Annotated in this window: 22 protein-coding genes; 9 read left to right on the forward strand and 13 right to left on the reverse strand. The window is 35.7% G+C overall.

Annotated elements, in window-relative coordinates:
• The 3 genes from AACZ92_RS11210 to rpsO all read right to left on the reverse strand — a co-directional run.
• Positions 1–338, reverse strand: a 338-nt coding sequence (locus AACZ92_RS11210; protein WP_339701226.1) for an NAD(P)-binding domain-containing protein, incomplete at its 3' end; no start/stop codon positions are given.
• Between the two features lie 275 nt (positions 339–613).
• Entirely contained in the window at positions 614–2827 is a 2214-nt protein-coding gene (locus AACZ92_RS11215) for a polyribonucleotide nucleotidyltransferase (protein ID WP_339701229.1), read from the reverse strand.
• Between the two features lie 225 nt (positions 2828–3052).
• Positions 3053–3322, reverse strand: a complete 270-nt coding sequence (gene rpsO, locus AACZ92_RS11220) for a 30S ribosomal protein S15 (RefSeq protein WP_339701232.1) — start codon at positions 3320–3322, stop codon at positions 3053–3055.
• Positions 3323–3491: 169 nt separating this feature from the next.
• Here rpsO and AACZ92_RS11225 point away from each other — a divergent pair, with 169 nt between their 5' ends.
• The 3 genes from AACZ92_RS11225 (at position 3492) to AACZ92_RS11235 (ending at position 6644) form a co-directional block, all read left to right on the forward strand.
• Positions 3492–3908, forward strand: a complete 417-nt coding sequence (locus tag AACZ92_RS11225; RefSeq protein WP_339701235.1) for a hypothetical protein — start codon at positions 3492–3494, stop codon at positions 3906–3908.
• Positions 3909–4005: 97 nt separating this feature from the next.
• Positions 4006–6243, forward strand: a complete 2238-nt coding sequence (locus tag AACZ92_RS11230; protein ID WP_339701238.1) for a TonB-dependent receptor — start codon at positions 4006–4008, stop codon at positions 6241–6243.
• Positions 6244–6266: 23 nt separating this feature from the next.
• A complete protein-coding gene (locus AACZ92_RS11235) occupies positions 6267–6644 on the forward strand; it encodes a cation transporter (RefSeq protein WP_339701241.1) in 378 nt (125 codons plus the stop codon).
• Positions 6645–6690: 46 nt separating this feature from the next.
• Here the strand turns inward: AACZ92_RS11235 and accD are convergent, their stop codons facing one another.
• From accD to AACZ92_RS11250, 3 genes are read right to left on the reverse strand one after another with little or no spacing between them, the layout of a single operon-like run.
• The gene (accD, locus tag AACZ92_RS11240; protein WP_339701244.1) at positions 6691–7557 is read right to left on the reverse strand and encodes an acetyl-CoA carboxylase, carboxyltransferase subunit beta; all 867 of its coding nucleotides are present in this window, start codon (positions 7555–7557) and stop codon (positions 6691–6693) included.
• A gap of 17 nt (positions 7558–7574) precedes the next feature.
• Complete coding sequence (gene fbaA, locus AACZ92_RS11245; RefSeq protein ID WP_339701247.1) at positions 7575–8642, reverse strand: class II fructose-bisphosphate aldolase; 1068 nt, start codon at positions 8640–8642, stop codon at positions 7575–7577.
• Between the two features lie 44 nt (positions 8643–8686).
• Positions 8687–11266 (reverse strand): BamA/TamA family outer membrane protein, encoded by a 2580-nt coding sequence (locus AACZ92_RS11250; RefSeq protein ID WP_339701250.1) that lies wholly within the window; start codon positions 11264–11266, stop codon positions 8687–8689.
• A 12-nt stretch (positions 11267–11278) separates the two neighbouring features.
• Here AACZ92_RS11250 and AACZ92_RS11255 point away from each other — a divergent pair, with 12 nt between their 5' ends.
• Complete coding sequence (locus tag AACZ92_RS11255) at positions 11279–12004, forward strand: RNA methyltransferase (protein WP_339701253.1); 726 nt, start codon at positions 11279–11281, stop codon at positions 12002–12004.
• Here the strand turns inward: AACZ92_RS11255 and AACZ92_RS11260 are convergent.
• Entirely contained in the window at positions 11991–12698 is a 708-nt protein-coding gene (locus AACZ92_RS11260) for a porin family protein (RefSeq protein ID WP_339701256.1), read from the reverse strand. The genes AACZ92_RS11255 and AACZ92_RS11260 overlap by 14 nt on opposite strands.
• 2 nt (positions 12699–12700) lie before the next feature.
• A complete protein-coding gene (ubiE, locus tag AACZ92_RS11265; protein WP_339701320.1) occupies positions 12701–13438 on the reverse strand; it encodes a bifunctional demethylmenaquinone methyltransferase/2-methoxy-6-polyprenyl-1,4-benzoquinol methylase UbiE in 738 nt (245 codons plus the stop codon).
• A gap of 163 nt (positions 13439–13601) precedes the next feature.
• Between ubiE and trkA the strand changes: the two genes are divergently transcribed.
• Positions 13602–14951 carry a Trk system potassium transporter TrkA gene (gene trkA / locus AACZ92_RS11270; RefSeq protein WP_339701259.1) on the forward strand — a complete coding sequence of 450 codons (1350 nt, stop codon included), beginning with the start codon at positions 13602–13604 and terminating at the stop codon, positions 14949–14951.
• Positions 14951–16456: a potassium transporter TrkG gene (locus AACZ92_RS11275; protein WP_339701262.1), complete on the forward strand. Its 1506-nt coding sequence runs from the start codon at positions 14951–14953 to the stop codon at positions 16454–16456. Before trkA ends, AACZ92_RS11275 begins: the two co-directional genes overlap by 1 nt.
• Before the next feature lie 33 nt (positions 16457–16489).
• Here the strand turns inward: AACZ92_RS11275 and purT are convergent, their stop codons facing one another.
• Positions 16490–17680: a formate-dependent phosphoribosylglycinamide formyltransferase gene (gene purT / locus AACZ92_RS11280; protein WP_339701265.1), complete on the reverse strand. Its 1191-nt coding sequence runs from the start codon at positions 17678–17680 to the stop codon at positions 16490–16492.
• Positions 17681–17864: 184 nt separating this feature from the next.
• On the opposite strand from purT, the gene AACZ92_RS11285 reads away from it, so the two are divergent.
• Positions 17865–18698 carry a T9SS type A sorting domain-containing protein gene (locus AACZ92_RS11285; RefSeq protein ID WP_339701267.1) on the forward strand — a complete coding sequence of 278 codons (834 nt, stop codon included), beginning with the start codon at positions 17865–17867 and terminating at the stop codon, positions 18696–18698.
• Between the two features lie 65 nt (positions 18699–18763).
• Here the strand turns inward: AACZ92_RS11285 and AACZ92_RS11290 are convergent, their stop codons facing one another.
• Complete coding sequence (locus AACZ92_RS11290) at positions 18764–19951, reverse strand: pyridoxal phosphate-dependent aminotransferase (protein ID WP_339701269.1); 1188 nt, start codon at positions 19949–19951, stop codon at positions 18764–18766.
• Between the two features lie 12 nt (positions 19952–19963).
• Entirely contained in the window at positions 19964–21064 is a 1101-nt protein-coding gene (locus AACZ92_RS11295; RefSeq protein WP_339701271.1) for an acyl-CoA desaturase, read from the reverse strand.
• 130 nt (positions 21065–21194) lie between these two features.
• On the opposite strand from AACZ92_RS11295, the gene rsmG reads away from it, so the two are divergent.
• Both rsmG and AACZ92_RS11305 read left to right on the forward strand, forming a co-directional pair.
• Positions 21195–21824, forward strand: coding sequence for a 16S rRNA (guanine(527)-N(7))-methyltransferase RsmG (gene rsmG, locus AACZ92_RS11300; RefSeq protein WP_339701274.1), 630 nt, complete (start codon positions 21195–21197; stop codon positions 21822–21824).
• A gap of 562 nt (positions 21825–22386) precedes the next feature.
• Positions 22387–23106, forward strand: coding sequence for a T9SS type A sorting domain-containing protein (locus tag AACZ92_RS11305; protein ID WP_339701276.1), 720 nt, complete (start codon positions 22387–22389; stop codon positions 23104–23106).
• A gap of 363 nt (positions 23107–23469) precedes the next feature.
• Here the strand turns inward: AACZ92_RS11305 and AACZ92_RS11310 are convergent, their stop codons facing one another.
• A complete protein-coding gene (locus tag AACZ92_RS11310) occupies positions 23470–25128 on the reverse strand; it encodes a DUF6029 family protein (RefSeq protein ID WP_339701279.1) in 1659 nt (552 codons plus the stop codon).
• Between the two features lie 31 nt (positions 25129–25159).
• Entirely contained in the window at positions 25160–25642 is a 483-nt protein-coding gene (locus AACZ92_RS11315; protein WP_339701282.1) for a TlpA disulfide reductase family protein, read from the reverse strand.
• Positions 25643–25757: the final 115 nt, after the last annotated feature.

The following is a 25757-nucleotide window of genomic DNA, read 5'->3' on the forward strand; positions in this document are numbered from 1 at the left end:
ATAACTTTTTTAACTCCTAATCCTTCCTGCATACTTTCTATCGTAATCCCTGCCATTAAGGAAACAAACACTTGGTCTTTGTTAACTTGGTTTTTCATAGTTTTAAAAAGATCTTCACTATGGTATGGTTTTACTGCAATAAAAACAACATCTGCTTTGGGCAGACAGTCTTCAAGAGTATCGTATGCATCAAAATGCGGAATAGCGCTTAATGCTTCTGTTTTTTCTGAAGAAACATCGAAAATCATTAAATTCCTTCGATTCAAGTATGGCGATTTTGCCATGCCTTCAGCGTAGGTTAATCCCATATTTCCAGCGCCTATAACTAGTACTTTCATAATTTTATTTAATTGTTTGGCCTATAGTGTGCAAGTACCATACGAGACTCTATAAACTTTGAAAAATTCGGAGTTATTTGAAAATGTTTTCAGATAAAGATAGCAAATACAGTGGTTAAGCTAAGTTTTTTAATTAATTCTTAACTTTTTAACTAAAATGCAATTGGTGCAGAAATGGCAGGTATTGTCTGCCATAATGAGTGTTCTGCTATATTGACAGACAAAAAAACGCCTTCTGTTTAGAAGGCGTTTTTACAAATTATTTAAAAGAAATCTTAGTCTCTTTTTTTATTATCTCGGTTTCGGTTGTCGCGACCTTTATTGTTGTCACGGCTTCCGCCACTGCTTTTACGCTCTTGATAGCCTTCTGGTTTTGGCTCAAGTGCTTTTTTAGAAACTTTCTCTTTTCTAGTTCGCTTATCAATACCGAAGTACTTCACATCGATTACATCACCCATGTTTACTACATCGGTAACATTGTCGGTACGATCCCAAGCTAGTTCAGAAATGTGTAACAAAACTTCATTACCAGGGGCATCAACGTATTCAACTACAGCTCCAAAATCAAGTATCTTGATTACTTTCACTTCATATACACTACCTACTTCAGGTTTAAAGGTAATAGAGTCAATTTTAGCTAATACGGCATCAATTCCTTCTTGACCAGTACCTAATATTTCAATAATACCTTCTTCAGTTTCTGGATCTTCGTTGATAACGATTGTTGTATCCGTCTCTTTTTGAAGTTCTTGAATTACTTTTCCACCAGGTCCAATCATTGCGCCAATATACTCGTTTGGAATCCTTACAGATACCATTTTAGGAGCGTAAGATTTAACATCTGCATTTGGTTGTGCAATAGTATCGGTTAATTTACCTAGAATGTGTAAACGACCCTCGCGAGCTTGTTTTAGTGCATTCACTAAAATCTCATAAGACAATCCTTTTACTTTAATATCCATTTGGCACGCAGTGATACCATCTGCAGTTCCAGTTACTTTAAAGTCCATATCACCCAAGTGATCTTCATCACCTAAAATATCGGACAATACAGCATATCTCCCAGAATCACCATCAGAAATTAACCCCATAGCGATACCAGAAACTGGCTTTTTCATTTGTACACCAGCATCCATTAATGCCATTGTACCTGCGCAAACAGTCGCCATAGAAGAGGATCCGTTAGATTCTAATACTTCACTAACCACACGTACAGTGTAAGGGCATTCTTCTGGTACCATACCTTTTAGGGCACGTTGCGCTAAGTTACCGTGACCAATCTCTCTACGAGATGTTCCACGAATAGGTCTTGCTTCACCAGTACAAAATGGAGGGAAGTTATAATGTAAGTAGAAGCGTTCTTCACCTTCTTGAGATGGCATATCTATCTGGTTTGCATCGCGAGATGTACCTAGGGTAACAGTTGCCAATGCTTGTGTTTCACCTCTTGTAAACACAGCAGAACCGTGTACAGATGGTAAATAATCTACTTCACACCAAATATCACGAACCTCGTCAGTCTTACGGCCATCAAGACGTAACCCTTCATTTAAGATAAGATCACGTACGGCAGCTTTTTCAGCTTTACGGTAATAATCTGAAATTAAATCGCCTTGTTCTTCTAGTTCTTCTTCAGAAAATGAAGCTTTTACTTCTTCTTTAATGTTAGCGAATGCTTCTGTACGCTCGTGCTTTGAAGAACCAGCTTTTGCAACAGCATATACTTTGTCATACGCCAAATCGTGTACCTTTTTCTCAAGGTCTGCTTCAGTAGATTCACCTTCGTACTCACGTACTTCTTTTCTTCCTACTGCTTCAGCTAAGCGATGTTGTGCTTCAATTTGTACTTTAATGGCTTCGTGAGCAAATTTTATTGCTTCTACCATATCTTCTTCTGAAATCTCATCCATTTCACCTTCTACCATCATCACGCTGTCTGCTGAAGCTCCGATCATCATTTCTAGATCAGATTCTGCTAATTGCGCTCTTGTTGGGTTGATGATGAATTTACCATCTACACGGCCTACTCGGGCTTCAGAAATAGCACATTCAAAAGGAAAATCTGATAATTGAATCGCTGCAGAAGCGGCTAAACCAGCCATTGCTTCTGGCATCACATCTTCGTCATGAGACATTAACTGGATCATTACTTGTGTTTCGGCACTGTAATCCTTTGGAAATAATGGACGCAATACACGATCCACCAATCTCATCGTTAAAATTTCACCATCACTTGGTCTTGCTTCTCTTTTGAAGAAACCACCAGGATAACGTCCTGCTGCTGCAAATTTTTCGCGGTAGTCAACTGTTAATGGTAAAAATGGTAAGTCTTTTTGTTCGTAGTTTGAAACTACGGTACAAAGCAGCATACATTTTCCAGATTGCACAACAACAGAGCCGTGGGCTTGTTTTGCTAATTTTCCGGTTTCGATAGAGATTTCTCTACCATCGCCAAGGTCTATAACCTCTTTAAATACTTTAGGTATCATACTTGTTTTTCATTAGTGCGCGTCCCGATAGCTATCGGGATAATAGGCGCAGTTAAAATTGGTCGTTGTCCGGTTGTCGAACAAAAGTTGTGTTGTTGTGGTGACCAATGAAAAACCTAGTGGTAGCTTTTTCTATTTGTTTCTACTCTTTCGTAGAAAAATCTAGAGGTGTTGAATTTCCAGATTTTAAACAATAAAGGGGCTAAAAAAGCCCCTTTAAAATAATTACTTACGTAATCCTAATTCTTTAACGATTGCACGGTATCTTACAATATCTTTTTTCATAAGATAATCAAGAAGTGATCTACGCTTACCTACTAATTTCACCAAAGATCGTTCAGTATTGAAGTCTTTCTGGTTGCTTTTAAGGTGTTTTGAAAGGTGCTCAATACGTTGTGTAAACAACGCAATTTGCCCTTCTGTAGAACCGGTGTCGTTTTCAGACTTACCGTGTTTTTTAAATAATTCTTTTTTCTCGTCTGCAGTTAAATACATGCCAATATTATTAAAATGATTTTTATGTACTGAATACCACTTTGGTAATCAAGCGGCAAAGATAAGCTAAAAAATAATAAATATGCTTTTAATGACATTGTTTTTATATTTTATCTAAAGCTAATTTTTTAACTGTTTTTGGATAATTAAAATTTAGTAAATTTGCGTCGTGAAAATAAAATTTCTACAGAGTGTTTCTTCATTTCTATTGGCAATATTAATTTTATTGTCAACTAGCTCTTTTACGATAAAAAAACATTTTTGTAGTGGGTTTCTTGTCGATTCGGCAGTTTTTGCTCAGGTAGAAAGGTGTGCTGAAACATCCTGTTTTAGTACTTCAGAAACTTCTGTGACACAACCTGATTGTTGTGACGATGAGGTGCATTTAGTAGAGGGTCAAGAAGTAGTCACTTCCAAAAAAATTGACGATTTAGATTACGAACAGCAACTGGTTTGGTTTACTCTGTCCGAATCATATTTTCACCTCTTTGAAAGCATGCCAGCTCAGCTTTCACCACACAGAGACTACATTCCACCCATTTTGGTGGCCGATATCCAAATTTTACATCAAGACTTTTTAATTTGATTTTGATTTTATGAAATCAAGATAATCTTCTTTCCTTTAATAAGGATGTGAGAAGATATCTTCTATAAGCGTATCCATAAAATTTATAAATCAAAGAATGAAAAAATTAGTAATTACTCTATTTTTAATTTTTCTTCCTATAATTATGTTTTCTCAAACTCATGTAGAAGGTGTAGTTTACGAAGAAGGAACAAATACACCACTTTTGGGGGCTAATGTGTATTGGCTTGGGACCCAAGTGGGAGTAGTAACCGACTTTGACGGAAAGTTTTCAATCCGTTACAAAGAATCTTACAAAAAACTAATTGTAAGTTATGTGGGTTTTACTTCAGACACGTTAAATGTTGCAAATCCCACAAAACAATTAAAAGCGACTTTAAGTCCTAAAAGTAATTTAGAAGAAGTAAAGCTAGTCGCCAGAAAAAAAGCAACTTCAAGGTCTTATATAGAAGCCCAAAATGTAATTAACGTAAGTAGTGACGAACTGCTAAAAGCTGCTTGTTGTAATTTAGCTGAAAGTTTTGAAACCAATCCTTCTATTGACGTAAATTTTGCCGACGCTATTTCTGGAACCAGACAGATAAAAATGTTGGGTTTAACAAGTCCATATATTCTTATAGCGATGGAAAATATCCCCACGGTACGAGGGGCAGCACAAGCTTATGGATTAACATTTACACCAGGTACTTGGGTGGAAAGTATTCAAATAACCAAAGGGGCTGGAAGTGTGGTAAATGGTTATGAAAGTATTGCAGGGCAGATCAATGCAGAGCTGCAAAAGCCTACAAAAGATGATAAGTTCTTTGTTAATCTATATGGAGCCAGTAGTCAGCGATTTGAAGTAAATACACATTATAACACCAAATTAAGTGATAGATGGAGCACAGGTGTTTATTTACACGGGAATACACATCAAGAAAAACATGATGTAAATGAAGATAACTTTTTAGATATGCCACTATACCATCAAATAAATGTGATGAATCGCTGGCAATATACAGATACCGAAAATGGCTTTGTGGGGTTTTTAAATGTGAGATATCTTAATGATGAAAAGCAAACTGGAGAATTGGATTTTGACCCAGATACTGATAAGCTTACCACCAATGCTTGGGGAAGTGAAATTGAAACCGAACGGTACGACTTTTCTGGTAAATTTGGATATGTAAACCCAGAATTACCTTGGCGAAGTGCTGGTTTGCAATTTGCAATAAGCAACCATCAACAAAATTCTTACTTTGGTTTACGAACCTATAATATTGAACACAATAGCGTTTATTCAAATTTCACCTATAATTCAATTATTGGAGATTCGCGACACAAAATTAAAACTGGAGTTAGCTTTACTTACGATAAGTATGATGAATTGGTAGAAACCACCTCTTTTGAGCGTAAAGACAACTCCATTGGCGCTTTTTTTGAATATAACTTTGATGATTTAGAAAATTTAAATTTTACTGCAGGTATGCGTGTGGATAACCATAATAGGTTGGGGGTGTTTGTAACTCCAAGAATACATGCAAAATATACGCCTTGGGATAAATCTGCGTTTAGAGCCTCTATAGGAAGAGGAAAACGTTCAGCCAATATCTTTGCAGAAAACCAAAACCTTTTCGCTACTTCCAGAAATATTAATATTAATCCTTCTGCCGAAGGAAATATCTATGGGTTAGACCCCGAGATTGCTTGGAACTATGGTGTGTCCTACCTTCAAGGTTTTAATTTATTTGGAAAAAAAGCAGACGTAACATTTGATTTTTATAGAACCGATTTTCAAAATCAAGTAGTGGTAGATTGGGAAAATTTGCAAGAAATTAGTTTTTACAATTTAGAAAATGAGAGTTTTGCAAACAGTTTTCAAACTGAATTTAATTATAACCCATTTACAGGTTTTAATACGCGCCTAGCTTATAAGTATTACGATATAAAAACGAAATATCAAACAGGTGAAAAAATTAAACCCTTAACGGCACAACATCGTTTTTTTGCAAATGCATCGTATGAAACACCTATTAAAAATAATAGTAAATGGAAATTTGATGTTACGTACAATTGGTTAGGTAAACAACGGTTTCCTTCTACACAAAACAGTCCGATAGAGTTTCAATTGCCAAATTTTTCACCTAATGTGAATACCTTAAATGCGCAAGTAACTAAAGTATTTTCACCAAAATTTGAAATATATATAGGAGGGGAGAATATAACCAATGTAAGGCAAAACAACCCTATTCTAGGAGCAGACAATCCTTTTGGCTCAAACTTTGACAGTACATTTGTATATGGCCCCATTTTTGGAAGCCTCTATTATGCAGGTTTAAGATATCGAATTAAGTAATAACACTTTAAAAATTATAAAAAATGAAAAAAGTAATAACTGTATTTGTTTTATTAATCACAACAATAACATTTGCCCAAAATAAAAATGCAAGAACTTCTTTAGAAGTTGATGGCGTTTGTGGTATGTGTAAAGAAAGAATAGAGAAGGCAAGTATAAAAACTAAAGGCGTAAAAAGTGCAATTTGGGATGTGCAAACTCACGAGCTTAAGTTAATTTTCAACGAAAAGAAAACGAACTTAGATGCTATTAAAGAAAATATTTTAGCAGTAGGGCACGATGTAGAAGACTTAAAAGCTACTAACGAAGCATACAATAGTGTTCATCCTTGTTGTAAATATAGAGATGAAGTTGTAAAAGACGATCATAAAGGAGAAGTAGAAAAAGAGGGGCAAAAATAATTTAAGATAAGAGATAAAAAAAGCAGCCAAACTTGGCTGCTTTTTTTTATGCTGTTTTTTCACGCATAGGCCTATTTAGGACTAAATCTAAATATTGATTTACGCGTGTTTTTAGATCTCTTCGGTGTGTGATAAAGTCTAAAAAGCCGTGTTCTTTTAAAAACTCAGCAGTTTGAAACCCTTCCGGAAGCTCTTGTCCTGTAGTATCACGAACTACACGAGGTCCTGCAAAACCGATTAATGCTCCAGGTTCGCTTATGTTAATATCGCCTAACATAGCAAAGGAAGCTGTTGTGCCTCCAGTTGTAGGGTCAGTACATAAAGAGATGTATGGAATTCCAGCGTCTGATAACTGTGCTAATTTAGCACTCGTTTTAGCTAATTGCATTAAAGAAAGAACAGCTTCCATCATACGCGCACCACCACTTTTTGAAATAATCATTAGTGGGATTTTCTTTTTAAGTGAATAATCTGCAGCACGTGCAATTTTTTCACCTACAACGCTTCCCATAGAACCTCCAATAAAACTGAAGTCCATACAAGCGATTACTAGTTCTTTGCCCATAGATTTACCAACAGCGGTTCGCGCTGCGTCTTTTAATCCGGTTTTCTTTTGAGCATCTTTTAAACGATCTGGATATTTTTTCTTGTCTTCAAATTTCAAAGGATCTTTTGAAGTCAAGTTTTTATCAAGTTCTTTGTATTTATTGTCATCAAAAAGCAATTCAAAGTATTCGTTGCTTCCAATTCTTACGTGATAGCCGTCTTCAGGACTCACATAGAAGTTCTTTTCAAGCTCTTCAGAGTCAACTATCTTCCCTGTTGGAGATTTGTACCACAATCCTTTTGGGACGTCTTTCTTCTCTTCGGTAGGGGTTTGAATTCCTTTTTTTGTTCTTTTAAACCAAGACATAATTGAGGAGTTTTAAGTTATAATGTGTTTACGCTGTTAAGGTCTTCAAAAGCCTTTTCCAATCGTTTTTTAAATGTTAGTTCGCCTTCGCGTAACCACTTTCTCGGGTCGTAATATTTTTTATTGGGTACCTCTTCGCCTTCTGGATTCCCAATTTGAGTTTTTAGATAATCAATGTTTTTGGTTACATAGTCACGTACTCCTTCATTAAATGCGTATTGCAGATCGGTGTCAATGTTCATTTTTATCACGCCATAACCAATTGCTTCTCTAATTTCTTCAACTGTAGAACCGCTTCCGCCGTGAAAAACAAAATCAATAGGGTTGTGGTCTGTATTGAATTTTTTCTGAACGTATTCCTGTGAGTTTTTAAGGATAACAGGTGTTAATTTTACATTTCCAGGTTTATAAACACCGTGTACATTTCCGAAAGCAGCAGCGATGGTAAATTGATCGCTCACTTTTAATAATTCTTCATATGCGTAGGCTACCTCTTCAGGTTGAGTATACAGTTTTGAGGAATCTACATCGGTGTTATCAACTCCGTCTTCTTCACCACCAGTAATACCTAATTCAATTTCAAGTGTCATACCCATTTTGCTCATGCGTTCTAGGTATTTTTTTGAAATTTTGATATTCTCTTCAAGAGGTTCTTCTGAAAGATCAATCATATGCGAACTGAATAGCGGCTTTCCATGTTCTTTGTAAAATTGTTCGCCGGCATCTAGAAGACCGTCGATCCATGGAAGTAATTTTTTAGCAGCGTGATCTGTGTGTAAAATAACAGTTGCACCGTATGCTTTTGCTAAATCATGAATATGTTTTGCGCCAGCAACACCGCCAAGAATAGCAGCTTTTTGGTTTTCGTTGCTCAGGCCTTTTCCAGCATTAAAATAAGCTCCTCCGTTGGAAAATTGTATAATTACGGGTGAATTTAAAGCAGCAGCCGTTTCCATAACGGTATTAATACTATTAGAGCCAACTACGTTTACGGCTGGCATTGCAAAGCCTTTTTCCTTTGCGTACTGATGTATTTTCTGGACTTCTCTTCCGGTTGCTACGCCCGGTTGTATGGAATGATTCATAGTTGTTGATCGTTTTACCCGCAAAAATAAGAATTTTTAATGGGTTAGAAGGGATAGTTGATTCCTATATTATAAACGGCATTACTAAAATTATAGTCCTTGAACCAACGTTCGCCAACAGGTCTGCCTGGGTCGTGTGTTTTGAAGCCTATATCAAACCGAAGTACAAAAAAACCAAAGTCATATCGCAGACCAAACCCAGAGGCAACTCCAAGTTCTTTAAGGTCTTGTATTCCATTGAATCTAAAGGCTTCTCTGTTCTCGTTGTCAAGAACGTTCCATATATTTCCTGCATCTACAAAAAATGCTCCTTTAAAAGCTCCTAAAATGGTATACCGGTATTCTGCATTAAAAGCTAGTTTAAAATTGGCTTCATTAAAATCTAAGATGCCGCCACTACTTCCTGGGCCTAAATCATAAGCTCGCCACCCTCTGTTATCGTTTGCACCACCTGCAAAATAACTTCTGGTAAAGGGTATGGTGTTACTGTTTCCGTAGGGAATAGCTATACCCCCAAATGCTCTCACGGCTAAAATATTATTGTCGTTCAATGCCCAATGCTTAATGTATTCGGTTTCGCCTTTTATATATTGAGAATAAGCTACACCTAGGGTTTCGTAATTACCGTTCGCATTTTTCTCCTGTCCGGTCGCTTTAGAGGCTAGCGATAAAAAATTACCAGCACTTTCTAATTTCCAACGTAGACGTGAAAAATTATTATCATAAATATTTTCGCGAGTATCTCGGGTCCAAGTGAAGTTTGATGCAAAAATAAGATTGTCTTCTGTTAGTCTGAATTTACGCTCTGCAATCCCTAAAACCTCTTCGTAAATTTCTGATGTTACTGTATTTGGGAGGCTATTGTCCAAAATATCATCAATAAATTGATCTGCTTCGTTGGGAATGCCTAAGGTTGGATCTTCGGAAGTAGGATCCATAAAGTCGTACCCTACTTCTTCAGCAATTTCGTTTAGTCGACTATACGTGCTCTTATAAACATTGAAATAGTTGTCGGTTCTAAGGTTTCTTACATATTGTACGTTTGCTAGGTTAAATTGGTTGGTGCGTATTTTTTTTGGTTTCCAACGGTAATTAAAAATTGCATTTAAGTTTTGTCTGTCCAAACCTATATTATTCTGGGCACTAAAACCTACGCTTATCTCGGTAGAAGGAGACATGTATTTTTTTATAAAACTATCCGTGTTAAAGGGGAATAATATCCTCGGAAAAGTAAGTTTAACATCGCCACCTACATCTGAAGTGTTAAAGAAACCACCTCCTTTATCTGCAGAAGAACCAACACTGCCACGTCCTGAAATCTCTAAAATTTCAGCACCTTTAAAGACATTCCGTATTTGAAATGTAGAGCTAAAACCTATTCCAAACTGTTGAATGGTAGAAGTGTATGCGTCAAAATCTACACCTAGGTTATATTTTTTCCTCGGACTAAGTAAAATGGTTGTTATTAATTTAGTTCCGGTACTATCTCTAGGGTCCTCTTGATAACTGATGTTTGGATACTTAAAGACTTTAAGGTCATTTATTTGGTTGTACGTTAACGTCCGGTCTATATCTTTAAAAATAGAATTAGGTGTAATGGAAATGGCATCTGTTATAGCTTTGGGATTGTATTTTAATTTATCAAAACTATATAGTTGGTACCCTTCATGTTCAACAGAGTCTGTAGGAGTTTCGTTTCGGTTTTCATAGCTAAAGTCTGTCACAATCCGAATTTCATTTACAGTATGCACTTTAAATGGTTCTGTATACGTGCTGTCGCCTTCGGTTACTTCCCGATTTGGTATTTGATATTTTATATTGGCTTTGTGTCCTGTGTTTACAGTATCGGCTTCAAAACCCACGTAGTCTTGATCAAAATGAAATAACCCTGAATTTCTAAATTGGATGGTCAACCTATCCCGTTCATCTACAAAGTCGTTGGCATCATATTGTTTTCCAGATTTAATAAAGGTGTTGCCAATTGAGGCTTTAAAAAGTGAATCGACCACTGGAGATGCAATTTCTTTATTAATGGAATCTACAATGTATGGTTGATGTCTATTTACATTGTACGTTATACTAGCTCTTTTTTTCTTCTTTTCGAGCGGAGTAACTTTATAATCTGCTTCGGTATTAAAATAACCATAACTGGCGTAATACCGCTCTAAGCGTTCTTTTGAACTTTCAGCTTTTTCTTTATCAATAATTACGGGAGCGTCTCCAGATTTTCGTAACCAATTGTTAAGGCCTACATAGCTATTGCCAATTTCTTGTACTTGTTTCCTAGATAGAAATTTAACCAATCGCTCTTCACGTTTTGGCCTTTTATGCAACCATTTTTGATATGTAGAATCTGGGTGCGGGTCTGCTAAATTATAAATATGAAGTCCAAAGGGGACGCCTAACAATGGTATTTTAGGGTTTGGTTGCTGCTTTAATTGGCTGTATACCCTAAGGTCGCTTATTTTTAAGCTATCAACTACAATTTTATTTTCTGAAAGTAAAAACTGATCGTCCGGTACGCGTTTTACGGCGTTACAGGATAGAAACAGTGCAATTACTCCTAAAAATAATGCTATTTTTGTGAGGGTTTGGGCCAAGTGTTCAGGTTTACTTAATTTCAAAAATACTATAATTTGATAAGTAAAAGTAAAATAAAGTCAATAACGAGTTTAAAGCAAAAAAAGTACCGGGAAAAACACGGACTTTTCGTGGGCGAAGGTCCTAAAGTTATTTCAGAATTAAAACAAGAAGGTGTAGAAATTCATTCTTTTTTTTCAGTAGATAAAGAGAAAATCATAAACGAAAACCATTTTCATGTTACGCAAGGCGAACTTCAGAAAATAAGCTTTCTAAAAACAGCAAATACCTCGTTGGCTGTTTTTAAAATACCTGAAGTTAAACCAGTTAATAATAATGGATTAACACTTGTTCTTGATGCCGTTCGTGACCCAGGTAATTTAGGAACTATAATTAGGTTGTGCGATTGGTTTGGGGTAAAGCAGTTAATTTGCTCGACCGATACTACAGATTGTTACAACCCAAAAGTAGTGCAAGCTACAATGGGTTCGTTAGCGCGGGTTGCCATTCATTATTTAGACATCGAACACTATTTAAAAGCTTCTTCATTGCCAATTTATGGTGCTTTTATGGATGGAGAAAATGTTTATAACCAAAAGCTTCAGCAAGATGCTATTATCGTGATGGGGAATGAGGCAAATGGTGTTTCAGAATCTATTGAAAAACTGATTACTGAAAAGGTAGCCATTCCTCAATTTGGCAATCAAACAACAGAGAGCTTGAATGTAGCAACCGCAACTGCAATTTTGTTAAGCGAGGCTCGGCGTTTTACTGAAATGTAAAGTTGATAAAAATACCACGGGTGGACATTTGAGTAATGTTTCCAGTCCAAGGGCTATTTGGGTCTTCATCGGGCACCAATTCATCACTAGTAGCAAACACCCCTCGAATGGAAGGAGTAAACTTAAAGTAATAGAGGTAGAAATCGATCCCGAAGCCAAGTTCAAAATAATTAGTGGTCTTGGTCATTCTAAATTCACCACCTGAGTTGTCTTGCGGGTTTCCTTCGTTACTCGATAAGTTTAAGGAAGTAGAAATTCCACCAACTATGAAAGGTCTGAAATTATTTAATCGCTTAGTTGAAAGTTTTACAAGTAACGGAACGTGTATGTAAGTAGATTTAACTTCGCGCAAGATGTCTTTTTCTTCTTCAAAACCAGGGAACCGTAAATTTCTTTGTGTGTAGTATAACCCAGGTTCTAAACGGATGTTAACATAGTCGTTTACTCGCATATCACCTACAAGGCCTACATTAAAGCCTAAATCTCCATCTACAAGAATATCTGTTCTGTCATCGGGGTTTTCATTTTCATATTCAAATTTAAAGTCATAGCTATTAAAGCCTAAAAAATATCCCCATGTTAAAAAACGTTTGTCAAATGTTTCTTGGTTTGCCAATCTTTCTTTGTTAAAGAGTTGTGCATGGGCACTATGGGCTAAAAATAGTATGGCAAGTAGAAAAAATAGTTTCTTCATATTTATTTAGTAGCTATATAAATGGTGGCTACGCCAAAAGTTTGTGGTTTGTTTTTCACTTCTATAAACCCAGTTTTGCGTAAAATATTGTTTAAGATTTCTCCATGTGGAAAAACAGAAGCACTTTCGCTTAAATATTTGTAAGCTACTTTGTCTTTTGAAAAAACACGGCCTATAAATGGCATTATGCCTTTGGTGTAAATAGAATAGCCTTGTTTAAATGGAAATTTTTTAGGAACTGATGTTTCTAAAATAACAAATATTCCTCCTTTTTTTAAAACCCTTAAAATTTCAGAAAGGCCTTTTTCAAGGTTCTCAAAGTTTCGAATCCCGAACGAAACCGTTATTGCATCGAAGGTGTTATCATCAAATGGTAATGCTTCGGAATCTCCTTTTACAAATCCCACTTTATTTTCTAATGGGGTTCCTTCTACTTTTTTTCGGGCTACGGAAAGCATTCCTTCAGAAAGGTCTAAACCTATAATTTTTGATGCCTCGCTGGTTTTTGCAAATTGTACAGCAAGGTCGCCAGTACCAGTTGCAATATCAAGGATGGCATCTGGTTTGGTGTTTAGAACCATCTTGATTACTTTTTTTCGCCACTTTATATCGCTTCCTAATGAGATAACACGGTTTAACCCGTCATATTCACCAGAAATGGTGTCGAACATTTTTTCAACCTGCTGCTTTTTATTTTCGGCAGAGCCTTTGTAGGGTGTCACTTTTTTTTCTGAAGTCATAGCAAAAGCAAAACTACGTTTTTTTTGATAGTTGTATGCAATCACATGTGGATTTTGAGATAGAAACTCTAACATTAATTTTTAAGTTAATATAGATTTATAAATACTTCTTAATAACTAATTTTAAATTACATAACTTTGCCGCACTTATTAGAAGACGTTTATGAAGATTATTATTGCCGGTGCCGGTGAAGTGGGATTTCATTTAGCTAAATTGCTGTCTTACGAGTCTCAAGATATTACCCTTATAGATACCAAAAAAGAATCTTTGGCATATGCTGATACCCATTTGGATATTCGTGTGGTAAAGGGTGACGCTACTTCAATTTCTGTTTTGAAAGATTCGAAAATAGCTTCCACAGATCTAGTAATCGCAGTGACCTCTAGTGAAACCACTAACATAACGGTTTGTGTGTTAGCCAAGCAATTGGGAGCCAAACGGACAGTGGCTCGTATTTCAAATACTGAGTTTATTGAGAAAAAGGATGAGGTAGGTTTTACTAAATTTGGTATAGACGAACTCATTTCTCCAGAAGCACTTGCGGCTAATGAAATTGCTTTATTGTTAGGTCAAAGTGCGTTTAATGACACTTACGAATTTGAAGATGGAGCGCTAACGATGATTGGGCTAAATTTATCCCGTACTGCAGCTTTTGTAGGTAAAACTGTGAAGGAAGTTGGGGATTTAAATCCAGACCTAAATTATGTGCCTCTAGCTATACAGCGTTTTGGAACCCAATATACCCTTATTCCAAGAGGAGATACGCAGTTTAAAGAGGGGGATCAAGTATATTTTACAACTACTGAAAAAGGGGTTGAAGAAATGTTTCATCTTACCGGAAAAGTGAGAGAAGATATTAAAAACGTGATGATTCTTGGAGGAAGTAAAATAGGGTATAAAACAGCTCAAGACCTCTGTAAAAATAGCTTTAAGGTAAAACTTATTGAAAGCAGTAAAGACAAAGCTTTTGATATAGCTGACGATATTCCTAGTTGCCTTGTTATCAATGGAGATGGTAGAAATGTAGATTTACTGCAAGAAGAATCTATTAACGAGATGGATGCGTTTATAGCAGTTACAGGAAACAGTGAGACCAATATCATGTCTTGTTTGGTTGCAAAATCTAAAGGTGTAAAAAAAACCATCGCTTTGGTTGAAAACATGGATTATTTTCAATTATCACAATCCATAGGTATTGATACATTAATCAATAAGAAGCTTTTGGCTGCCAATAATATATTTAGGTATGTTAGAAAAGGTGAGGTTGTAGCTATGACAAAGCTTAACAACATGAATGCAGAGCTTTTGGAATTTAGAGTTACCACTTCTTCAAAAGTATGCGACAAAAAAATAAAGGATATTGATTTACCTAGATCTGCTGTTATTGGCGGAGTGGTACGAGATGGTGAAGGTTTAATTGCTTTAGGTGATTTTAAAATTAAAAATGGCGATCATATTGTAATTTGCTGTTTACCACAATCTATTAATAAGGTGGAAAAACTTTTTGTGTAATGCGTTCCTTTGCAAGGCTTAATCTAAAAATCATAATTCACCTTTTGGGTTTACTATTAGTAGTAAACGCTGGTTTTATGTTTTTATCAGCATTGGTTAGCTTTATATATAAGGATGGCGTTGTTTTACAAATTTTCAATGCAGGCCTAATTACAATGGCAATAGGTGCAATTTCCATGTTAGTCACTCGGAATCACCGTAAGGAAATTCAGAAAAGAGAAGGATATCTTATTGTAGCTTTTGGATGGCTAACAATGTCCTTAGCAGGAACGTTGCCGTATATGCTAAGTGGGGCAATACCTAGTATTACCAATGCTTTTTTTGAAACTATGAGTGGATATACCACTACAGGTGCTTCTATATTAAGTGATATAGAAAGTATCCCGAAAGGGGTGCTTTTTTGGCGAAGCATCACACATTGGATTGGAGGAATGGGGATTATCGTATTGGCCATTGCTATTCTGCCTTTGTTAGGGATTGGTGGTATGCAATTATTTTCTGCCGAAGCACCGGGTCCTGGCGGTGATAAGTTACATCCACGTATTACAGATACCGCTAAACGGTTGTGGATTATCTATGTAGGTTATACGTTAATTGAAACGTTGTTGTTAAAATTAGCAGGAATGAGTTTTTTCGACGCTATTAATCATTCGTTAAGTACATTGAGTACAGGTGGTTTTTCGACCAAAAACGCAAGCGTAGCTTATTGGAATGACCAACCTATTATACAATATATTATTATTCTGTTTATGTTTTTGGCAGGTACTAACTTTGTATTGAGCTATTTTGCATTTAAAACTAAATTTTCTAAAGTTTTTAGGGATGATGAGTTTAAGTTTTATTGCTTATTTATAGGTTCATTTACTGTTATAGCTACTTTGCTCATCTATTTTAAAGCAGATATTTCATTATCTTCAATAGAGCATAGCATGGTGTGGGGAAGATTAGAAAGTTCTTTTCGGCACGGACTATTTCAAGTGCTTGCTATCATTACTACAACAGGCTTTGTTTCAGCAGATTATACATTATGGACACCATTCCTTACCATATTCTTTTTCGGTCTGATGTTTTTGGGTGGCTCCGCTGGTTCTACTGCTGGGGGAATTAAGATAGTTCGTCATTTAATCATGATTAAAAATGGAATATTGGAGTTTAAACGTGCGCTGCACCCCAATGCCATTTTGCCTGTACGGTATAATAATAAGGCTGTAGGTCAGCCTATTGTGTATAATATATTAGGATTCTTTATTCTCTATATGCTCTCTTTTATAGTCGGAGTGTTGGTTTTTTCCTGGTTGGGATTAGATTTTAAAACAGCATTAGGTGGTGCTGCCTCTTCGTTGGGGAATGTTGGTCCCGCTTTGGGAGATCTAGGGCCTGTAAATAATTACGGAATACTTCCTCCTGCTGCCAAATGGTGGGCTTCGTTTTTAATGTTGATTGGTCGTTTAGAACTATTTACTGTATTGATACTATTAACACCTTTCTTTTGGCGGAACCGCTAAGATTATAGCAATATTCCTTTAAGAAAAACTGAATTAAAGTTTTATTGTAATGCTATCGGCTAGTGTCCTAGCTTTTTTAGTCACTTCGGAAACAGAACTTTCTATGGAATCGTAGGTAACTACAACCCCCATTCTTCTATGTAACCGAGAGGTGGTTTTACCAAATAACCTGAAATCACATTTTGCAGCTCCTGAAACAGTTTCTAATCCTTCAAAAGTTGGATTTTGCGATTCCCCTTGAGCTAAGATAACTGCACTGGCACCAATTCGTTCTTGGGTTATTTCAGGGATAGGCAATCCTAAAACAGCTTTTAAATGAAGTTCAAATTCATTAAAATTTTGGGTGTTGGCTAAAGTAACCATGCCTGTGTCGTGTGGTCGGGGAGAAAGTTCAGAAAAGTAAACACCATCGTCAGCTACAAAAAATTCGACGCCCCATATTCCAGATCCAGTAAGTGCTTGGGTAACTTTTTCTGCCATTTCTTGGGCAGTTTTTAAATGCGTAGCTTCCATAGTAGCAGGTTGCCAGCTTTCCATATAATCACCGCGTTCTTGCCTATGCCCAATAGGGGGGCAGAAAAGTGTTTCGCCGTTTCGCTGTGTAACGGTTAGTAGGGTTATCTCGTAGTTGAAATTGACAAAAGCTTCTACAATTACTTCTGCAACATCACCACGAGAACCTTCTTGAGAATATTGCCATGCTTTAGTAATATCGTTTTTTGTTTTAATTGTGCTTTGCCCTTTTCCGCTGGAAGACATTAAAGGCTTTACCACACATGGCATTCCAACTTCAGAAACTGCTTTTTCTAAACTTTCTGCTGAAGTAGCATAACGATAAGCTGCTGTTTTAATGCGTAATTCTTTTGCAGCCAAATCGCGAATAGCTTTTCGGTTCATTGTGTAATTAGCAGCTTTAGCTGAAGGAATTACCGTATAGCCTTGTTTTTCATATTCGTAGAAACGTTCGGTTCTAATGGCTTCAATTTCGGGGACAATGTAATCTGGTTTGTGTTTGTCAACGATAGCATCTAGCGCATCGCCATCTAGCATATTGATAACCTCAAACGAATCTGCAACTTGCATAGCAGGAGCATTTTTATAGCTATCTACGGCTATAATAGTTTGGCCAATTCGTTGTGCAGCAATAGTAAATTCTTTTCCTAATTCGCCGCTTCCGAGTAATAAAATTTTAGACATTGATGCATTTTGAGGCCAAAAGTACAATTAACATGTCATTTTAAGAAACAATACTTTTATCCCATTGGTTAAATGGGATAAAAGTAATAGACTTTGTTTTCAGGGATTATAAATAATAATTGCTTTTTAAATGCTAAAATATTATATAATTACTTGTTATACAGCAAATAAAGCGTAATTTTATTAATAAATTAACTTAAAAATTTAATATATGAAAACAATTACTTTATTTTTATTAAGTGTAGTATTTACGCTTACAACTAATGCACAAGTAAGTAACTACAATGTAGGTGATGTAGTCAGCGATTTTACTGTAACAGATGTCGAAGGGAACGAGCATAATTTATACAGTATAACGGCTCAGGGTAAATATGTATATTTAGATTTCTTTTTTGTGGATTGTGTTCCATGTCAAAATAATCAACCGGCATATAGTGAATTTCATGACAAATATGGTTGTAATGGCGAAGAAGATGAAGGGGGTTACGAAAACATGGTGTTTTGTTTGTCAATAAATAATGGAAATGATACCGATGCAGATGTAATTGCATATGAAGCAGAGTTTGGTGGACCTTTTAAAAGTGCTCCAGCAGTATCAAACGAGGGCGGAAGCATAGCTGTGGATGATGATTTTGGAGTAGGTGCTTACCCTACATTTTGTTTAATAGGTCCAGATAATACACTTTTGGAAAAGGATATTTGGGAAGGAAGCGTTTCTGTAGAGCTTTTTGAATCCACTTTTCCGAAGGGGTTTGATCCCGAGCCTCACTATTGTAGCCCTGAATTAGGCGTTGAAACTAACGATACTAAAATAGGTTTTACGATATATCCAAACCCAGTAAAAGGTTCCTCAATCAATGTTCAGATAAATTTGAGTGATGTTTCATCTGAAATTAAAATTTATTCAATATTGGGTGCGGAGGTATATTCAAATACGTTTAATAAAAAGGAAATTCTTTTAAATAAAAATCTTGCAGGTGGTGTCTACCTAATGGAGGTTAAAACTATTGAAGGTACAGTCACAAAAAGATTTATTGTTGAATAGAGCAATGTTTTATGGTAAATGAAAAGATCGGACTGATTTTTAAATCAGTCCGGTTTTTATTTATCTTAACCCAAAAGTTCTTTTATACGCTTAAGCGCTTCCACGATATCAGCTTCTGAAGCTGCGTAGGAAAGACGAATGCAATTAGGGTCACCAAAGGCTTCACCTGTAACGGTTGCAACTAATGCTTCTTCTAACAAGAACAATGAAAAATCGGTTGCATTATTTATTTTAGTTTCTTTTATTGTTTTTCCGAAGAAACTTGAAACATCTGGAAACACATAAAAAGCACCTTCAGGCTCATTGGTTTTCATTCCAGGGATTTCAGAAAGTAAGTCTAAAATAAGTTTTCTACGGCTTTTAAAAGCCTCTACCATATATTGAATCTTACTTGGTGATTCTTCTAGAGCAGTAATAGCAGCACGTTGGGCAATGCAGTTGGTCCCACTGGTAACTTGTCCTTGCATTTTAGTACAAGCTTTAGCAATCCATTCTGGGGCGCCAATATAGCCAATTCTCCAACCCGTCATCGCATACGCTTTTGAAACTCCGTTAACAGTAACAGTGCGATCATACATATCATCAAATTGCGCCATAGATGCGTGTTGATCTGTAAAATTGATATGTTCATATATTTCGTCACTGATTACAATGATATCGGGGTGTTTTACCAAAACATCTGCCAAGGCACGTAGCTCATCTCGGCTATAAACCGAACCACTTGGGTTACAAGGGGAGCTGTACATAATCAATTTAGTTTTTGGGGTAATAGCTGCTTCCAAGGCTTCAGGTGTAACTTTAAAGTCACTTTCAATACTAGTTTTTATTTCAACTGGTACGCCTTCGGCTACTTTTGCGATATCGCTATAACTTACCCAATAAGGTGCAGGTAGTAAAACTTCATCGCCTTTATTCAGTAAAACTTGAGCTAAATTGGCTAATGATTGTTTTGCTCCTGTGGAAACCACAATTTGTGAAAGCTTATAATCTAAATTGTTGTCTCGTTTAAACTTTTTAATGATGGCCTGTTTTAATTCTCTATAGCCATCAACGGGTGTATACGCGTGATAATCTTCTTGAATGGCTTTTATTGCTGCTTCTTTAACAAATTCAGGAACAGTAAAATCTGGTTCGCCTAGGCTTAGGCCGATTATATCTTTTCCTTCCTCTCGAAGTTCTCTTGCTTTGGCAGCCATGGCAAGTGTTGCCGATGTGGCCATTTTATTAACGCGATCAGAAAGTTGGTCGTTCATAGTTATAGGAGGTTATGCTGGTATTGCGGGCTTTAAACCCATTTGTTTTAAGTACTTAAAATGCGCTATAATGGCACCTCTTGTTGTTTTGTATTCATTGTAAGGCAAGTTGAACTCTAAAGCTGTTTCTCGTACAATTTCAGAAATTTTAGAATAATGCACGTGGCTAATATTTGGAAATATATGATGTTCTACTTGATGATTTAATCCGCCTGTAAACCAGTTTACCAATTTATTTTTGGTCGAAAAATTAACCGTGGTAAACAATTGATGGATGGCCCAGGTGTTTTTCATATTTCCTGTTTTGTCGGGCAAAGGCATATCGGTGTCTTCTACAATATGTGCCAATTGAAAAACGATGCTTAGAATCAATCCTGCTACATAGTGCATGATGAAAAAACCGATTAAAATTTTCCACCAGGCAATGTTGAAAAATAATATTGGGATGGCAATCCAAACTCCCATGTAAATTATTTTTGTAATTATTAACAAGCTCCATTGCGTAATGGGCTTTGGTAGTTTTCCGTAGGAGAGCTTTTTAGATAAATAGCGTTTGGTTTGCTTAAAATCAGTTGTTAATGCCCAATTAAATGTGAGTAAACCGTATAAGAAAACACTGTAGTATTGTTGAAATTTATGAAAACGATGCCATTTTGCGTGTTTAGAAAAACGAATGATACGGCCCGCTTCCATATCTTCATCGTGGCCATGTATGTTTGTGTAGGTGTGGTGTAATACATTATGCTGTACCTGCCAATTATAAACATTCCCGGCTAAAATATACATACTGCCACCCATTAGCTTATTAATCCATTTTTTAGAAGAATAGGAGCCGTGATTAGCATCGTGCATTACGTTCATACCTACACCAGCCATTCCCACACCCATAATAATGGTGAAAAGTATTTGTGCCCAAGTAGGGAAATCTAATGTTAACAACAAAAAATAGGGAGTAAGGTAGAGTGAAAACATCACAATTGCCTTTACGTGTATTTTCCAATTACCGGTACGTTGTATTTCGTTTTCCTTAAAATAGGAGTTTACGCGTTTATTCAGCGTTCTGAAAAATTTGGCTGAATCTACGCGCGAAAATTTAATATGAGGAGTGTTCACTTAGTTTGAATTAGTACAGAATTTCTTCTGAAAAATTAATGGATAAAAATACATATCTTTAAGCAAATACCCTGCCGCAATTATGGAAAATTTATTCATAAACCATACTTTTACAGTCTAAACCACTGGAATGGACTTGATTTTAAAATATTTTCCGCATCTATCTGATAAGCAGCAAGATCAATTTGAAAAACTAGAAACACTTTACCACGATTGGAATCTAAAAATAAACGTGGTTTCCCGAAAGGATATTGACGAATTGTACCTGCGCCACGTATTACATTCACTAGGAATTGCTAAAATTCAATCTTTCCATAAAGGGGCGAGGGTTTTAGATGTAGGCACTGGTGGAGGGTTTCCCGGAATTCCATTGGCTATTTTATTTCCAGACACGCACTTTCATTTGGTAGATAGTATTGGAAAAAAAATTAAGGTGGTTGAAGAGGTTTCGCAAGGATTAGGCTTGAAAAATATAGAAATAACCAACGATCGAGCCGAAAATATTACTGGTCAATACGATTTTATAGTAAGCCGTGCCGTAGCTCAAATGGAAACATTTGTACGTTGGGTAAAAGGCAGAATAGCCAAAAAAAGTACACATGAGCTTAAAAATGGAATCTTATATTTAAAAGGGGGTGATCTTACTGAGGAACTCGCTACCTATCCAAAGGCGAGGGTTTATAATTTAACCGATTATTTTGAAGAAGATTTTTTTGAAACTAAAAGTGTGGTGCATTTACCTTTAAAATTTAAGGGGTAATTTTCTTAGTTGCATGCCTTCATAATGTGACTTTTAAAATAACACCTATTAATGAGTAAGAATTGCGATTTACTAGTGAAAATTTAGTTGTAATTAGGGCTATAGCCTGCTCACTTATATCCAAATTGAAATAACAGCCTCGAGCGACATTTGTAAGAAAATTATTTCAAATATTTTCAATCTAAATATCTTTCGATGATGTGTTAGGTCAATAAACAAAAAAACTACTTTAAGTTTAACAGCAATTATTTCTTAGATTTTAAAGCCAGCTTTCAAAGTGATTTTTACATTTGATTTTAAGCAATAGGGAAGGTGTAAATATTAATTCTTATTATTTGCCATTATAACATAATTAATGTTATAATGATTTTTTTTTAACATATCGTTTTAGTGTTTTATGATTCGTAATTCCTATTAAAGCAATAGGGTAAAATATGCTTATTTTATTGATATTCAATTTTTTAAATAATATAAAAAGGCATTTAACAATTTTTTTTAATGGATATAAAGCCTTAAATTTGTTAATAGTTATTTAACGAAATATAAACCTAATTTTTTATCTATGAAATTCAAATTTTTACTTTTAGCAATTATATGCTCTCCTTTTCTAGCTTCGGCTCAATTTTCCGTGGTAGATGAAAATGGTGATGCTATAAATAATGGTGATGTATTGACTGTTACCACCGCTGATGAAGCAGAAGCAACAATCAATTTTTTTGTAACTAATGATGGAAGTGAAGCTATCAATTCTACAATTGAATATGTCTCCACAAATAGTGATCAATCATTTCAATTATGTTATGGACAACAATGTTATGATGGTATCCAAGTAGGTGAGTCCTATCCGCCTGTTAATGCTCCTCAGGTTATCGCTCCAGGTGAAACTACTGGTCCTGGAAATCACTTTTTATACACTGGTGACGAATTAGCTCCTTACGGTGAATTTGTATTTAGGTTTTATACTGTTGACGAAAGTGGAAACGAAGTTGGTGATGATTTAACTTTTACATATGTATACGATTCTCCACTTAGTGTGGGTGAAACTGAAACCTCTTTGGGAGTTGTACTTGGTTCAACTGTTATAGGGAACTCACTTTCTTTAGAGTCTAGAGATGCATTACACTTAAATGTGTATGACCTTCAAGGTCGTTTAGTTCAATCTCAAGCGATTGAAGCAGGTCGCCAAGAATTAAAAGTTGCAAACCTATCTGCTCAGATGTATATCTTTAACTTTATAAATGATAAAGGAGTGTCACAGAGCTTTAAAGTAGTTAAAAAGTAATAATACAAATTTGTTTAATAAAAAAACGGTGCTTTTTGGCACCGTTTTTTTTATATACTATTTCCAATAGATTGACATTTGTATTAAAAATCGTTTAAACCATTCATTGCCGAAGGTGTTTTAGTCGGTTATATTACCTCAATAATAACTATTTATGAATAATTCTTTAAGTTTCCTCATAACTTGTTTTAAACAAATTTATAAATGGATAATAGGGTTTATTAATTTAGGATAAGCTTGCTTTTATTAATGTGATAAGCCTGTATTTTAATGGGGTTTAACCTTTGAGGAAAAGAGTTAAGAAGTTGATATAAAAGAAGCCAGACCTTAAAGCCTGGCTCTATAAATTGTATAAATTCTGGTTTAAAAAGAGACGTTGATACTTGCGCTCAAACCATTGCTTTCCGGCACCACTCTACACACGCCACCTACACATATAAGACCTCCACGTTGTCTTCCGTAATTTAAAGATACGCGAGTTCTTCCTTTTGAGTAACTACCGCCAAAATTGTAATAATGGATTTCGCCCTCTCCACCATAGTTATAGGAGTCAGAAGCATAAAGACCAATATTCGAATTAAAATTGTATTCAAGCGTGGCTCCTGCCCAGTTTTTTCGATCATCCTTAGACCATAAGTGTTGTAAGGCAAGTCTCATAGATTTTGAGTTTTCAAAACGATAGGTTCCTTCTGCTACTCCTACAGTTGCGTGGATATCACCTTGAACCCCGACAGGGCCTCCCTGTGATACACCTTTATCAACAATTACGTCTTGAAACGTAAAAACAGAGCTAATTTTTTTGGTCCATCGTTTTTTAACTTCAACATTGATATCTCGAAAAAGTCTTGGACCTGAACCTATGAAATCGGCTTCATAAAAACGGTTGGCTACATTATACTCTGCATCTAGTCCCGACCAATAACTAAAGTTAGCAGCTATTTTAGTGCCATATTTTCCGCCAAGGGTGCTTTCCTTTTTAATAGAATAATAAACATCTACTTGTGAGCCAACTTCACCTGCACGTTGCTCTCCTGGTTCAATTAGAAGACCTGGTTGAGCGTTGTATACATAAATGTTAGTCAATAGATAATCTTGTTGTTTGGTTAGTGCAGGTACATAATTTAATACTTGGTCATTAAATTCATTTCCTTGGGCTTCACGATCTGCATAAAAATTAAAGTTCTCTAGTCTTCTAAAAGTATAGTTAACTCCTAATCCTTTTTCTGCATATCCTAAATTTACTTGCATGGCAGTACCATCGTATTGTTTTGGAGAAACTAAATTACCTTCGTTGTAAATTACATCCTTACTTTCGGCAACAACTTCAACTCCTCCATATAATTTATCTTTTACAAAATCCAAACGTCCGCTAACAGCATTTACATTGTCTGGCAGAGTAGGATCTCCTTCATTATCTTGATACCGCCCTACATAACTTCCCCCTAAGCTTAAATCTATAAAATCTATTTTCAAAGCGGTACTCAAGTCGAAATTAGCATCTATACCTTGTATAGTTCCTTCAGAAAGGTTAAAACCTATTCTTTGTTGGCCAAATAAGCCTGTAATATCCAAATTATCGGTAGCTTGAAAGTTTACCCTAACACCTCTAATGGCATTGTTAACACCTAATTGTCTGTCTTCCCATGAACGAAGTATAAGTCCGCTGCCAAACTGTTCGTAAAAATAACCTGCTGTAATGTCGAGGTCGTCTTTTTTATAATTTAGGTAGTAGGTTGCAATTCCGTTTTCGCCGTTATACACATCAGAATATCCTAGAAGTGCATTAGGAAGGTATGATTCGTATTGAACACCGGCTGTAAAACTTCCGTAATTATAATTTAATTGTAGATAATTGTTAGCTCTAAACTGGTCATCCGGGAATTCTGGAGATACAAAATTAATGCCTTCATCTTCCAAAAGCCATTGTGAGTTAGATTCGAAGCCACCGTAAAAGTAGCCTTTATCCTGCGCAATAATAAATCCGCTATAAAGAATAGCGAAGCCTAGTAAAAGTTTTTTCATTGTGAGTTAGCTTGGTAGTGTATAGATAGATTTAGTTGTTGTGCTCCTTTATTTTCTCATAAAGCTCCATTTCTGCACCTGGGCTATAGCCAGAGTGTCTGTATACAATTTTATTGTCTTTAATAAGTAACGTCAAAGGGACAGTAGCAGCACCTAAGGCTCTTTTTAAATCATTGTTAGTGTCTAGTAAAATTTCATAGTCCCAGCCTTTGCCGTTTATTAATGGCTTTACTCTTTTTACAGTTCGGCTATCATCAACAGATACAGCTATCAATTCTACATCAGTTTCATCTTGCCAATCGGTATATATTTCACTAATAGCATCCAATTCTTTAATACAAGGGACGCACCAAGTAGCCCATAAGGATACAACAACTAAATTGTCCTTTGTAGTGGCTTCTTTAACAGTTATGGAATTACCATCAATAGTTTCAAGGTTGGTGTTGGGTAGATCTTCTTGTGCAAAAGAGCTAAAACTCAATAAAATAGAAAGAATAAATACAATTTTTTTCATGTTGTTAAGTTTAATTATTTAAACAATAATAGTTAATTTTATCGTAAAATTGAATGCTAAACTCTTATAATTCAGTTTCTTTTACCCTATCGGAAAAGTATAGTAATAAAGTGTT

Origin of the sequence: uncultured Marixanthomonas sp. (assembly GCF_963974425.1) — a bacterium.
Lineage (GTDB): Bacteria > Bacteroidota > Bacteroidia > Flavobacteriales > Flavobacteriaceae > Marixanthomonas.